Source organism: Binatus sp. (SeqCode), from assembly GCF_050013435.1.
Lineage (GTDB): Bacteria > Desulfobacterota > Binatia > Binatales > Binataceae > Binatus.
This window is the reverse complement of sequence record NZ_JBEKFG010000004.1, coordinates 28688-40962: the sequence shown is the minus strand read 5'-3', so window position 1 is coordinate 40962 and position 12275 is coordinate 28688. Positions and strand designations below refer to the sequence as shown.

Annotated in this window: 13 protein-coding genes; 9 read left to right on the top strand and 4 right to left on the bottom strand. The window is 63.3% G+C overall.

The features are described from left to right. Positions 1 to 7 precede the first annotated feature (7 nt). Complete coding sequence (locus ABSB13_RS01415; RefSeq protein ID WP_428104858.1) at positions 8 to 796, top strand: SDR family NAD(P)-dependent oxidoreductase; 789 nt, start codon at positions 8 to 10, stop codon at positions 794 to 796. Positions 797 to 1227: 431 nt separating this feature from the next. Here ABSB13_RS01415 and ABSB13_RS01410 read toward each other — a convergent pair whose 3' ends face one another. After that, the gene (locus ABSB13_RS01410) at positions 1228 to 2076 is read right to left on the bottom strand and encodes a hypothetical protein (protein ID WP_428104856.1); all 849 of its coding nucleotides are present in this window, start codon (positions 2074 to 2076) and stop codon (positions 1228 to 1230) included. A gap of 347 nt (positions 2077 to 2423) precedes the next feature. Here ABSB13_RS01410 and ABSB13_RS01405 point away from each other — a divergent pair, with 347 nt between their 5' ends. The 5 genes from ABSB13_RS01405 to ABSB13_RS01385 all read left to right on the top strand — a co-directional run bounded on the left by ABSB13_RS01405 (position 2424) and on the right by ABSB13_RS01385 (position 7697). Beyond that, entirely contained in the window at positions 2424 to 3749 is a 1326-nt protein-coding gene (locus ABSB13_RS01405; protein WP_428104854.1) for a CCA tRNA nucleotidyltransferase, read from the top strand. Continuing rightward, the gene (locus ABSB13_RS01400; RefSeq protein ID WP_428104852.1) at positions 3750 to 5228 is read left to right on the top strand and encodes an ABC transporter ATP-binding protein; all 1479 of its coding nucleotides are present in this window, start codon (positions 3750 to 3752) and stop codon (positions 5226 to 5228) included. It abuts the gene before it with no gap. Beyond that, positions 5228 to 6304, top strand: a complete 1077-nt coding sequence (locus tag ABSB13_RS01395; RefSeq protein ID WP_428104850.1) for an ABC transporter permease — start codon at positions 5228 to 5230, stop codon at positions 6302 to 6304. The genes ABSB13_RS01400 and ABSB13_RS01395 overlap by 1 nt, the downstream gene beginning before the upstream one ends. Next, positions 6297 to 7208, top strand: coding sequence for an ABC transporter permease (locus ABSB13_RS01390; RefSeq protein ID WP_428104848.1), 912 nt, complete (start codon positions 6297 to 6299; stop codon positions 7206 to 7208). The genes ABSB13_RS01395 and ABSB13_RS01390 overlap by 8 nt, the downstream gene beginning before the upstream one ends. A gap of 252 nt (positions 7209 to 7460) precedes the next feature. Continuing rightward, the gene (locus ABSB13_RS01385; protein WP_428104847.1) at positions 7461 to 7697 is read left to right on the top strand and encodes a hypothetical protein; all 237 of its coding nucleotides are present in this window, start codon (positions 7461 to 7463) and stop codon (positions 7695 to 7697) included. On the opposite strand, the gene ABSB13_RS01380 is transcribed toward ABSB13_RS01385, so the two are convergent. Genes ABSB13_RS01380 through dtd form a run of 3 tightly spaced genes read right to left on the bottom strand, consistent with a single transcriptional unit; the run spans position 7684 to position 9127 of the window. Continuing rightward, the gene (locus ABSB13_RS01380) at positions 7684 to 8175 is read right to left on the bottom strand and encodes a tRNA (cytidine(34)-2'-O)-methyltransferase (RefSeq protein ID WP_428104845.1); all 492 of its coding nucleotides are present in this window, start codon (positions 8173 to 8175) and stop codon (positions 7684 to 7686) included. The genes ABSB13_RS01385 and ABSB13_RS01380 overlap by 14 nt on opposite strands. Further along, on the bottom strand, positions 8175 to 8651 hold the full coding sequence (locus ABSB13_RS01375; RefSeq protein WP_428104843.1) for a DUF1285 domain-containing protein: 477 nt from the start codon (positions 8649 to 8651) through the stop codon (positions 8175 to 8177). Before ABSB13_RS01375 ends, ABSB13_RS01380 begins: the two co-directional genes overlap by 1 nt. A gap of 29 nt (positions 8652 to 8680) precedes the next feature. Continuing rightward, positions 8681 to 9127 carry a D-aminoacyl-tRNA deacylase gene (gene dtd, locus ABSB13_RS01370; RefSeq protein WP_428104841.1) on the bottom strand — a complete coding sequence of 149 codons (447 nt, stop codon included), beginning with the start codon at positions 9125 to 9127 and terminating at the stop codon, positions 8681 to 8683. Positions 9128 to 9211: 84 nt separating this feature from the next. Between dtd and ABSB13_RS01365 the strand changes: the two genes are divergently transcribed. From ABSB13_RS01365 to ABSB13_RS01355, 3 genes are all read left to right on the top strand, one after another. Next, on the top strand, positions 9212 to 10081 hold the full coding sequence (locus ABSB13_RS01365) for a prolipoprotein diacylglyceryl transferase (RefSeq protein ID WP_428104839.1): 870 nt from the start codon (positions 9212 to 9214) through the stop codon (positions 10079 to 10081). A 5-nt stretch (positions 10082 to 10086) separates the two neighbouring features. Beyond that, the gene (locus tag ABSB13_RS01360; RefSeq protein WP_428104838.1) at positions 10087 to 10671 is read left to right on the top strand and encodes a TlpA disulfide reductase family protein; all 585 of its coding nucleotides are present in this window, start codon (positions 10087 to 10089) and stop codon (positions 10669 to 10671) included. A gap of 122 nt (positions 10672 to 10793) precedes the next feature. Next, positions 10794 to 12236 (top strand): S41 family peptidase, encoded by a 1443-nt coding sequence (locus ABSB13_RS01355; protein ID WP_428104836.1) that lies wholly within the window; start codon positions 10794 to 10796, stop codon positions 12234 to 12236. Positions 12237 to 12275: the final 39 nt, after the last annotated feature.

The following is a 12275-nucleotide window of genomic DNA, read 5'->3' as shown; positions in this document are numbered from 1 at the left end:
AAAATCAGTGAAATACGCAATCGTGACTGGAGGAGCGCGCGGACTCGGACTCGGGATCGTCAACGCGCTGCTTGAAGAAAAGGTGGTCGAGCAGGTCGCCGTCATCGATCGCGATCTGGCGCCGCCCCCCGCCGCGATCGCCGCCCAGGTTCAGGGCTTTGCCGCCGACGTCACTGACGAGAAGCAGGTGAATCGCGCGGTCGAGGAGATTGCCTCCCGCTTCGGCGCTCATCCTGACGTGCTATGCAACAACGCCGGCGGCGGTGATCGGGCATGGTTCGAGAGTGGCAATCAACCCGGGTGGGACAGCGTCGAGACCTGGCGCCGCTATGTCGATCTCAACCTGAACTCGGTCTATTTAGTCTCGCGTGAGGTTGCGCCGCGGATGACCAGTGGCGCCGCGATCTGCAACACCTCATCGGTTGCCGGCCTGCAAGCGTCTCCGATGCTAGCCGCATACGCCGCGGCCAAGGCTGGCGTGATCTCGTACACTAAAACCCTCGCACTCCAGCTTGGTCCGGCCGGAATTCGCGTCAATGCGGTCGCGCCGGGGCTCATCTACACCAAGGTATGGCAGGATTTGGGCGCAGTGCTCGGCGGCGGCGATGCGAACGCGCGCATGGTCTTCGACTCTGTTGTGCGCCAGCTCGTTCCGCTCGGCCGCGAACAGACCGCCGAGGATATCGGCCGCACGGTGGCGTGGCTCTGCTCCGACAAGGCGCTTAACGTGACCGGCCAGGTGATCGCCGTCGATGGCGGAATCCTGCTGGGGCAATCGCGCCTGGGCGAGGGCTAGCTCGCTGCCGGTTTCCTCTCTCTGTTAGGAGAGCTGTGCATAACCGGATGCTGGTGCTGAAGCGATACGCGCTGGCGCGCGAGATCCTTCGCTGCGCTCAGGATGACGGAAAAAAAGCAAGCGGCGCCCGTGTCATTCTAGAGCGAAGCGAAGAATCCCGGATCTTCTTCTTTGCCGTCGCCACGGCGAGGGGCCGCGCCCGCCAACGGCGGGCGGCCTTAATACTGGGTGCAGGGCTCAGCCCTGCCTGCGCAGATTTTCGCGTCTTCTTAACACCGGGTGCAGGGGTCACCCCCGCCGCCCACCGCGCAGGTGATTCTTCCTTCATGCCGCGCCCGCCAACGGCGGGCGGCCTTAGCACTCGACAGCCGGGCGGACAGCACAGACGCATCGCCGTCCGCGACGATTGGTCAGTCGCTCGCGATGCGCCTTCACTTCCTTTCCCGTTCGCCGCCGGAGCCGCCACCGCCCTCATGGTGCGATTCCTCATGATGCTCCGGATGAGGGGCATTTTCAGTGTGCCCGCGAGCGGCTTCATTAGGATGCTCGCCGCCCGGACGGGCGCCCCGCTCGGCGCCTCCCTCGTGTTCGGCACCGCGCATGTTGCCCGGGTGTTCGGAACCGCGCCGGACCTCGACGCCGTGTTCCTCGCCCCGCGCGCCGCCCGGGTGTTCGGTACCGCGCTGGACCTCGACGCCGTGTTCCTGGCCCCGCGCGCCGCCCCGGCCTGCTCCGGCGCTTAGCTGAGAACGACGCTCTGGATGCTCGTTTAAATAATTGTTGAAGCGGCCGTTCTCACGATTCCAGAATTCCCGGTCAGGATGGGCCCAGTCGCGCGGATGGTCGCGCCAATAATTCGACGTGAACCATCCGGGATGCGCGCCGTAATCGGCGCGCAGCCACCCGCCATATGGCTCACCCCATTCAGGATGGTTCGCATACATCCAATCGGGATGGTACCGATGCCACCACCAGTAGTCGTGATAGACGCCTTCGTAAGGAGCGCCCCAGGTCCAAAGCGGATACGATCCCCAGAACGGCGCCCAGAACCAGTCCGGATGATATTGGTGGTCGTACTGCCACCAATCGCGCCGCTCCACTACCCATTCAGGATGATACGCATACATCCACTGGGGATTATTGGTATGCCACCATCCCGGGTCGCGCCAAACGTGGCCGTCGTCGTAGGCGCCGAAGCGAGGCTGAGCCATCGCCGGCGCGGCCATCAGCGTGCAAGCTACGGCACACAACAATAGCCAACCCGCAACTTTCGATTTCATGCGCCAGCCTCCTTCCGATTGCCGTTTCTGATGCGCCCGCTTTCGCAATTTAAGCGAGACCGGACGTCGGTGCACTTGGCCAAATCTATAGTGAACTGCGTTGGCATTTGCAAAAGCCCCTCCGCGTCTCCTCTTTGTGTCATCCTGAGCGAAGCCGAAGGATCTCGCGCGCGCCAGCGCGTGTCTGGCCGACGTCGGACGCCGGATCCGGGTTCCTTCGCTTCGCTCAGAATGACTCAAAAAAAGTCCCAACAGACCGTGCAGGGCTGAGCCCTGCCACCGCGCAGGTGATTCTTCCTTCATGCCGCGCCCGGCCCCTGCTAAAATGTGCGGCCGGAGAGTCGCCCATGAGCGACATAGAACAAAAGGCGCTCTACATCGTTCGCCGTCTCATCGATTCCGGCTTTCGCGCCGTTTTCGCCGGCGGATGTGTGCGCGATCGAATTCTTGGCGTCGAGCCCAAGGATTACGACATTGCCACCGACGCGCGTCCCAATGTTGTGCAGAAACTGTTCGACCGCACCGTGGCGGTCGGGGCGAAGTTCGGCGTGATCGGAGTTGTGCTCGACGACCTCAAGCCGATCGAAGTCGCGACCTTTCGCGCCGATGCCGAATATACTGACGGACGCCGGCCCTCCTCGGTGCGCTTCGGCGCGATCGAGGAAGACGCAATCCGCCGCGACTTCACCATTGGCGGGATGTTTTACGATCCGATCGCCGATCGCCTGATCGATTTGGTCGGCGGAATGCGCGATTTGCGCGCCGGAATCATCCGCGCGATCGGAAATCCTTACGACCGCTTCGACGAGGATCATTTGCGCATCCTGCGCGCCGCCCGCTTCGCCGCGCGCCTGAACTTCAGCATCGATCCCGCGACCTGGGCCGCGATGAAACGCGCCGCGCCGACGATTATTGGAATTGCGGCCGAACGAATCGGCGAAGAAATCGTCATGATGATGACCGAGGGCGCCGCCGCGCGCGCGATGGACCTGATGATGGACAGCGGTCTGATGCAATTGATCCTGCCCGAAGTCGTCCCGATGCGCGGATGCGCGCAGCCCGAAAATTTCCATCCCGAGGGCGACGTGTACACCCACACGCGAATCGGCGTCGCGATGCTTGCCTCCGGATGCACCGAGACCGTCGCCTTCGGCATCCTGCTGCACGACATCGCCAAGCCGCAATCCCGTGCGGTCGCCGGCGACAAGGTCACGTTCTACGGGCACACCGAGGATGGCGCCGTCGTGGCGGCGAATATCATGGCGCGGCTCAAGCGCTCGCGCGCCGTGCAGGAGCGGGTCGCGTACCTGGTGAAGAATCATCTCAAGCTCTGCATGGCGCCGCGGATGCGCCCGGCGACGCTCAAGCGAATGCTCGCGGAAGACGGGTTTGACGAATTGATGGAAGTCGCGTTCATGGACGCGATGGCGTCGAGCTCCTGCCTGGGCTACTGGCATTTTTGCCGCCACGCCATGACGACGATGACCCCGGCCGAGATTCGTCCGCCGCGTTTAATCGGCGGCGAGGACCTCAAGCAGCTGGGATTCACCCCGGGGCCGCGCTTCAAGGAAATTTTGAAGGACGTCGAGGACCATCAACTCGACGGCGCGCTCGAAACCCGCGAAGCCGCGCTCGAATATGTGCGCGTCCATTACGGCGCAACCGCCGCCTAGGTGCTCCGCGCCAATGCCATAACCAGGCGCTTCGGCCGTACCCTCGCGCTCGACGCCGTCGATTTCGAAGCGCTCCCCGGCGAGATTCACGCGCTGGTCGGCGAAAACGGCGCCGGCAAGACTACCTTGATGAATGTCCTGGCCGGCTCGCTCGCCGCCGACCATGGCGAAGCCGTCCTCGATGGACGGCGGCTGCAGTCCGGCTCGCCGCGCGCGGCGCTGGCCGCCGGAATTGCGGCGGTGCATCAGAGCCCGATGCTGTTCGAGCGGATGACCTGGGAGGAAAATCTCGCTTTGGGCGGCTTCGACACCGGCGCCGGCGCGCTCGACCTCGACGCAGTCGCGGCGCGTGCGCGCTCGCTCGCCGCGAAACTCGGATTCGAAATGCCGCCGGCGGGCGCCACCGTCGAGAATCGTTCGGTTGCCGAGCGCGTTCGGCTCGAAGTGCTGCGCGCGCTCAGCTTCAATCCGCGGGTCCTGATTCTCGACGAACCGACCAGCGTGCTCGCACCTTCGGAACTGGCCGCATTCCTGGACTTGCTGCGCAGCCTGCGCGCCGACGGCCGAATCGTCGTGATGATTACCCACAAGCTTGCCGAAGCAATTGCCGTCGCCGATCGAATCACCGTGCTGCGCCGCGGCCGCGTGGTCGCCCGCACCACTCCGGCCGATACCAGCGAGGCGCAACTGGCCGGCCTTATGATTGGCGAAATCGTGACTCAGCCCGCTGCGTCCGCGGCGCCGCCGCCTTCGGGCGCTCCCGTGCTCCTAATCGAAAATCTGACCCTCGACGATCGTACCGGACGGCGGATTCTCGACCGGCTTTCGTTTCGCGTCGCCGCCGGCGAGATCGTGGGAATTGCCGGCGTTGACGGCAACGGCCAGACCGAGCTCGTCGAGGTGCTCGCGGGCGTGCGCCGTCCGAGCAGTGGTAAAGTCACGCTGCACGGCGGCTCGTCGGGCGCGATGGCGGTGATACCGCAAAATCGCGACCTCGACGGACTCATCCTCGACATGCGGCTGTGGGAAAACCTGATTCTCGCGCGTCCGCTCCGGGAGCAGGTTACTTCGCATGGATGGTTGAACGTTTCGCGCGCGATCGATCTATGCCGCCAGCTCATCGATCGTTTTCGGATTCGCGCGCCCGGTCCCGAAACGCTCGCCGGCGCGCTCTCGGGCGGCAACCGCCAGCGCCTGGAAGTGGCGCGCGCGATCGCGTCGCGGCCGCGGGTAATCGTCGCGCACAATATCTGCCGCGGCCTCGACCTCGCCGCGACCGCCGACGTCCATCGCGCGATTCTCGACTTCGCATCCGCCCCCAGTGGGGGCGCTGCGGTTCTGATTTCGAGCGACCTCGACGAGTTGCTCGCGATATGCGGGCGGCTGTTGATTATCAGCCGCGGAAAAATCCGCGAGACCAGCCCTGGCCAGCGCGATCCCGAGCGGCTGGGCCTGCTGATGGCCGGGGCGCGCGACTGATGCTGTCCTCGATTGCGAAACCATTCGCGGCGCTGGCGCTCGCCGCCGCGCTCATCTCGATCGTCCTCGCCGCGCTCGGCGCGTCTCCCATCGGCGTGTTCGCGGCGCTTGGCGAAGGCGCGTTCGGCAGCTGGTACGCGTGCGCGGATACCATTGTGAAATCCACACCGCTGGTCTTCACCGGGCTTGCGGTTTCGCTCGCTTTCTCGGGCGCGCTATGGAATATCGGCGCCGACGGACAGCTTACGATCGGCGCGATCGCGGCCGGCGCGATCGGTCCGCATCTCGGCAATTTTCCGCATGCGATCGCAATTGCGATCATTCTCGCCGCCGGCGCGCTTGGCGGCGCGGTTTGGGGCGCCGTGGCGGGATGGCTGCGCGCGCGGCGCGACGTAAACGAAGTTATCAGCACGATCATGCTCAACTTCGTCGCCGTGCAGGCGCTCAGTTGGGTCGTGCATGGTCCGCTGATGGAACCGTCGCGCGCGTATCCGACCAGCTCGCCAATCGCACGCGCCGCGCAGCTCGAGTTCTACTTCGCGCCGAGCCGCATCAACCTGGGCATGATCCTCGCAGTCGCGCTCGCCGCGGCGTGCTACCTGCTTTTGTTCCGTACCGGAGCCGGATTCGAGCTGCGCGCGATGGGCCGCAACCGTCGCGCCGCGACATTCTTCGCCATCCGAATCCCGGCGCTCACGTTGTGGGTGATGGCACTGTCGGGCGCTCTGGCCGGGCTGGGCGGCGCGGTGCAGATCTCCGCGATTTCGCATCGATTGTACGAGAAGCTCTCGCCCGGATGGGGTTTCGAGGCGATCGCGGTCGCATTGGTGGCGCGCCTCAATCCACTCGGCATCATTCCCGCCGCGATCCTGTTCGGCGCGCTCGACAACGGCTCGCAGGCGATGCAGCGGACCCAGGGTGTCTCGCCGGAGCTGGTGCAGGTTATCCAGGGCCTCGTCATCTTGATCATCCTCGCCTTCGACACCCCGGCCTGGAGCGGACTGCGCGAGAATATTTTCGGCGCGCCTCATGATGCGGCCGCGGCGGCGCCGCTTGCGGAGATGCCGGATGCTTGAAGCGTTCCTCACCTCGGCGATCACCATGGCGACGCCCATCCTGCTGGCCGCGCTGGGCGAGCTGCTCGTCGAGGAAAGTGGCGTCATCAATATCGGCATCGAAGGCGCGATGCTGGCGGGCGCGTTCGTCGCGCTGGCGATCGCATATTTCAGCGGCAGTACCGCGCTGGGTCTGGCGGGCGCGATCGCGGCGGGCGTCGCGATCAATGCGATCTTTGCGACGCTGGTGGTGAATCTCGCCGTCAACCAGGTCGTGACTGGAACCGCGGTCAGCATCCTCGCGCTGGGATTGACCGGCGTCTTCTATCGCAAGCTGTTCGGCGTGACCGGCAAGGCGTTCATGGTGGCGCCGATTGCGAAAATCCCGCTCGGTGCGCTGGCGCGAATCCCGCTCCTCGGTCCGGTGCTCTTCGATCACAACGGACTGGTCTACTTCACCTTCATTCTCGTGCCGACGCTCTGGTACGTGATCGCGCGCACGCGCTATGGCCTGCGACTTCGCGCTTGCGGTGAGCGCCCCGAAGCGGCGGACGCGCTCGGACTCGGCGTAATCGCCATCCGGTGGCAGGCGCTGATCGTGTCTGGCGCGCTGACCGGCCTGGCTGGCGCGTTTCTGACGCTCGCATACGCCAACACGTTCGTCGAAAATATCTCGGCCGGCCGCGGCTTCGTCGCGCTGTCCGTGGTCATCGTCGGGCGATGGAATTCGTGGGGCCTGGCGGCTGCGTCGGTGCTGTTCGGCGCCGCGATGGCGTTGCAATTCGGATTGCAGGCGCTCGGCACCGTCGTTCCCTACCAACTGTTTCTCGCGCTCCCGTATGCGCTGACGCTGGTGGTACTGGCAGGCTTTGGCGGACAGGCGGCCGCGCCGAGCGCGCTGGGGGAGCCGTACCGCCGACCATAAACTCAATTGAATGTGAAACCCACCGTGGGTTTCACACTTCCTTGGGCAGGGGTGATCCCTGCACCCGATACTAAGAAAAGATGCGGGACTTCGTCCGTGTTAGGAAGGGGTAAGGGGGTAAGAGAGATGTGCTCGATCTCAGGAGCGAGGGTGGAAGGGGTGAACTCGCAGATTTCTCAACTGCGCGCGATGATGTTAGGTTAGTTCGCGATGCCCACGCCTCTACTCGCACTTAGAGATGCGTCATTCCCGATGGCGGATTGCGCGGTTTGCGGCAAGCCGGTGCTGACCTACGTCGCGCTCGATGACGATGGCGCCGAACGCCGCGTCTGTGTGCATTGCGATACCGCCGTCGCCGACCATCTCAAGTGGGTCTCGCCCGGCGAACTCGAGCAGGCGGGTTATTATTTCGGCGCGCCGCCCGCCGACGGCGGCGAGAAGGGCGGCTGCAGCACGGGCTGCGGCAGTTGCGCCGTCAAGAAGCATTGAGCGCGCCGCTCTGGCGCAGCGCTTCATAAACCACGATCGACACCGCGTTGGAGAGATTGAGGCTGCGGACGCCCGCCTCGAAGATTGGAATCCGGTACGCACGGTCAATTCTTTCAAGCACGAAATCGCGGCCCAGGCCCGCCGTCTCGCAGCCGAAGAAAAGAAAATCGCCGCGCGCATAGTGCGCATCGAGATACGTCGCGCCGGCGTGAGTCGAGAAAAATTTCGTCTTCGATTCCGGCAAATCGCCATGCGTCGCGGCAAACTGCTCCCATCCTTCATACGTGCGCAAATCCACCAGCGGCCAGTAATCGAGGCCCGCGCGCTTGAGATAGCGATCCTCGAGCGAGAATCCGAGCGGGCCCACCAGGTGCAGCCGGGCCCTGATCGCAGCGGCCAGACGCGCGATCGATCCCGTGTTCTGCGGGATCTCGGGGCGAACCAAAACGATGTGTAGATTCGGCTCGGCCAGGTGCATCAGTCGCCCGGCGCTGGCGCGCTATTGAGGGGATACCGATAGCCCCTGAGATTGACGTAGAAACGTCCGGCGTCGTCGGATTCGAAGCGGTCACTGAGATGGTAGTAGGCGGAGCGAAGGAAGCGGGCGCGCGCATCGCCGCCCTTGACGCGCGCGTAGAGAACGTGGCCGGCGCCGATCTCCAGCGCGGTGGGATCGAGCGGCTCGCAGCTTTCGTCGTTCAGCACGATCACGAATCCGCCCAGCTCGTCGTCTTCGAGCGCCTTGACTACGTAGGGCGTGTCCTCGACCGTGATCGGCGCGCGTTCTTCAGCGACTTGCAGATAGTAACTGCCGTCGGGATTGCGCTTGATGCTCCGGCTGAAGAGCAGCGAGATACGCGGGTTGTCGATCCGCTCGTCGTCGCTGTACCAGTTGCCGTCGCGCCGAAACGAGATCTTCCCCGATTCGGCGGTATAGAATCCCGCTCGCGGCATCGTAACCTACTTCTCCAGTCCTTCAATCTTCACTTTTCACGACTGTCGAGGATGATCGTCACCGGGCCGTCATTGATGATTTCCACTTCCATCGTCGCACCGAACTCACCGTTCTCAACCTTAACACCGCGCATCCGCGCGAGCGAGAGAAAGTGCTCGTAGAGGCGGCGCGCTTCGTCGGGCGCGGCTGCTCCAGTGAACGACGGCCGGCGGCCTGAATTCGTGTCGGCGAGCAACGTGAATTGCGACACGACCAGGATTGCGCCACCGGCTTGGCCCAACGAGCGGTTCATCTTGCCGGCGTCGTCGGCGAATACGCGCATGCCGGCGATTCTATCTACCAGATGCGCCGCGTCGGCCTCGCTGTCGCCGCCGGCGACTCCCAGCAGCACGACGAATCCACGCGCAATTTTGCCCAGGATGCGCCCGTTGGCGCGCACCTCCGCGCGGCTGACGCGTTGAACAACTGCCCGCATACTGGCGTCATATAATAGTGATCGCTGCAAGGCGAAAGCCTTTGTGGTCTGGGCCGGCGGTCGCGTACTATAATTCGAGCCACAATGATTCCTGTCTTGTTCCACCTGGGCCCGCTGACCGTTTACAGCTTCGGGCTGATGATGGCGCTTGGATTCCTGGCGGCCGACTTCGTTATCCGCCTCGAATGCATCCGCCGCGGCCTCGATCCCGAATATTCCTCCTCGATCGTGATCACCGGAGCCGTGGCGGGGCTGGTCGGTTCGCGCATCTACGCGATCCTCGACGATCTGCCCACCTACCTGGCCGATCCCAAGTCGATGATCTTCTCGGGCTCGGGATTCGTGTTTTACGGCGGCTTGATCGGTGGAATCCTCGGCGCTTACTTCGTGTCGCGGTGGTATCGAATCGGATTCGCCGTAACGATGGACATGTGCGCGCTTGCTATGGCCGTCGGGCAGGCAATCGGGCGAATCGGATGCCAGCTTGCGGGCGACGGCGACTGGGGGCTGCCGTCCACGATGCCGTGGGCGATGGCTTATCCGCGCGCGATCGTCGGCTGGAACTCCGAGACCGTGCTGAAACTGGACGAGCATTACCGTCTCGTTTCCGGCTTCTTCCCCGGCGTCCGCGTGCATCCCGCACCGGTTTACGAAACGATTCTGTATCTCGGCGTGTTCGCGATATTGTGGTCGATGCGCAAAACGTATCATCCGGTTGGCCGGCTGATGTATTGGTACCTGCTGTTGGCGGGCGCCGCCCGCTTTCTCGTCGAGTTCGTGCGAATCAATCCGCGGGTCTTCCATGGTCTCAGTGAGGCGCAGCTGATTGCGTTCGCGATGATGGTCCTCGGCGGCGTCGCGCTGATTCTCACCAGGGAAAAAGACCAGGCGGAAGGCGGCCAGCAGCCCGGCGAAAAAAACCAGCCTCCTGCCATGAACGCGGCGCGGGCCTGAGCGCGATGGAGATCAAGGACAAAGTCCTCTACGTCGTCGCCGCCATCGTCGTGATGACCGGCATTACGCTCGTCGCGCTGAGCGGGCATCGCGGCGCACGCATCGATTCGATTTCGCCCGAAACGGCCGAGCAGTCCAGGACGACGGTGGCGGCCGGCAGTCGAGCGGCCGATTTCAAGCTCGAGACGCTCGACGGAACAACTGTCTCGCTCGAATCGCTGCGCGGCAAAGTCGTATTTCTCAACGTATGGGCGACGTGGTGCGGACCGTGCCGGGAAGAAATGCCCTCGATGCAGACGCTGTACGACGATTTCAAGGGCAACAAGGACTTCGTGATGCTCGCGGCCAGCCAGGACACCGGAGGGCGCGACGTGGTGGCGTCCTATGTCAAGAAGAACGGGTACCATTTCACAATACTGCTCGACCCCGAAAATAAGATCAGCGAGACGTACGAGGTGAGCGGGGTGCCCGAGACTTTCATAATCGATCGCAAGGGCCAGATTGTCGCGCACCATATGGGCGGATTCGACTGGTCGCGGCCGGATGTCAAGGACGCCTTGCAGCAACTCCTCGACTCAAAGCAGGGGTAAAGATGCTATTATATCGGTAACGAGGGGGGTGCCGCGGGCGTATGCATTAGAGCAGCGCATCTGCTTAAATTAAATGTACAAACTCACAATCACGAGTCCCGAGCGACACTAATTAAATGTCCATGATCAAAAGACATCGATGGTCCATCACGCTGGCGGTTTCCCTGGTTGCCTGTTTCCTTGTGCTGCAGGAGGTCGCCGTGCGCCGAGCCCAGGCGCTCTCCAACGACACCTACCAGGAGCTCGACACGTTCGCGAGCGTGCTCGCAATCGTGCAGAAAAACTACGTCGAACCGGTATCGACCAAAAAACTGATCGACGGCGCAATCAGCGGGATGCTGGCGTCGCTCGACCCGCATAGCGCCTACCTGACGCCCGACCTGTACCGCGATCTCGAAGTCGAGACGCGCGGCAGCTTCGGCGGACTCGGAATCGAAATAACCATCAAGAACGGCGCGCTCACCGTAGTTGCGCCGATCGAGGACACGCCGGCGTATCGCGCCGGACTCAAGGCCGGCGACCAGATCATCAAGATCGACGACGACTTCACCAAGGACATGTCGCTGACCGAGGCGGTCAAGCGGATGCGCGGGCCCAAGGGCAGCAAGATCAAGCTGACGCTGCATCGCAACAACGTGCCCGAGCTGTTCACGGTGACGCTCGCGCGCGACGTCATCAAGATTCAGTCGGTCAAGTCGAAGATGCTTGACGGCGGCTACGGATACATCCGCGTCACCACCTTCCAGGAGAACACGGGCGAGGGCGTCGAAAAAGCAATTGACGAGTTCGAAGCGAAGGAGCACGGCAAGCTCAAAGGAATCGTGTTCGACCTGCGCGACAATCCGGGCGGATTGCTGAACCAGGCGGTAAAGGTTTCGGACGATTTTCTCGACGGCGGCCTGATCGTTTACACGCAGGGGCGCGAGGAAAATCAGCAGCAGAAATACTTCTCGCACAAGAAGAAGGATTTCGCCGACTATCCGATGGTGGTGCTGGTCAACGGCGGCAGCGCCAGCGCCAGCGAGATCGTCGCCGGCGCTTTGCAGGATCAGAAGCGCGCCGTCATTCTCGGCACCCAGACCTTCGGCAAGGGCTCGGTGCAGACGATTCTGCCGCTCGACGACCATTCCGCGCTGCGGCTGACCACGGCGCGCTACTACACTCCCACCGGCCGCTCCATTCAGGCAGTGGGAATTACACCCGACGTCGATGTCGAGCTGCCCAAGGAAACGATCGCATCGCTAACCCAGCAGGGCGCCGAGTTCGACGAAAACCCGGAAATCCACGAGTCTGATCTGCCCCATCATTTCCAGAACGGGCAGAAGAAAAACGACAAGAATCCGGCCAATGGCGGGAGCGCGGCTCCTGCCCCCGGGAGCGAAAAGGGCGACAAGGGACCAGGCGCGAAGGGCGCCAAGGCCAAAGAGGAAAAGGACGTGCAACTCGATCGCGCGGTCGACATCCTCAAGCATTGGAACACGTTCAAGCTCCAGCTTGCCAAGGGCGAGTCGCAGCCGGCGGTATCCACGGCAGAGGGCGACACCGCCAAATCCAAGGGCGACTAGCCCGACGGCAAAAAAATTGATCGCAACGCGCCGGGCATC

Coding starts and splice junctions, on each gene's coding strand:
- ABSB13_RS01355 (WP_428104836.1), top strand. CDS start 10,794: ATGATCAAAAGACATCGATGGTCCATCACGCTGGCGGTTTCCCTGGTT.
- ABSB13_RS01405 (WP_428104854.1), top strand. CDS start 2,424: ATGAGCGACATAGAACAAAAGGCGCTCTACATCGTTCGCCGTCTCATC.
- ABSB13_RS01375 (WP_428104843.1), bottom strand. CDS start 8,651: ATGCCGCGAGCGGGATTCTATACCGCCGAATCGGGGAAGATCTCGTTT.
- ABSB13_RS01360 (WP_428104838.1), top strand. CDS start 10,087: ATGGAGATCAAGGACAAAGTCCTCTACGTCGTCGCCGCCATCGTCGTG.
- dtd (WP_428104841.1), bottom strand. CDS start 9,127: ATGCGGGCAGTTGTTCAACGCGTCAGCCGCGCGGAGGTGCGCGCCAAC.
- ABSB13_RS01410 (WP_428104856.1), bottom strand. CDS start 2,076: ATGAAATCGAAAGTTGCGGGTTGGCTATTGTTGTGTGCCGTAGCTTGC.
- ABSB13_RS01390 (WP_428104848.1), top strand. CDS start 6,297: ATGCTTGAAGCGTTCCTCACCTCGGCGATCACCATGGCGACGCCCATC.
- ABSB13_RS01385 (WP_428104847.1), top strand. CDS start 7,461: ATGGCGGATTGCGCGGTTTGCGGCAAGCCGGTGCTGACCTACGTCGCG.
- ABSB13_RS01365 (WP_428104839.1), top strand. CDS start 9,212: ATGATTCCTGTCTTGTTCCACCTGGGCCCGCTGACCGTTTACAGCTTC.
- ABSB13_RS01380 (WP_428104845.1), bottom strand. CDS start 8,175: ATGCACCTGGCCGAGCCGAATCTACACATCGTTTTGGTTCGCCCCGAG.
- ABSB13_RS01395 (WP_428104850.1), top strand. CDS start 5,228: ATGCTGTCCTCGATTGCGAAACCATTCGCGGCGCTGGCGCTCGCCGCC.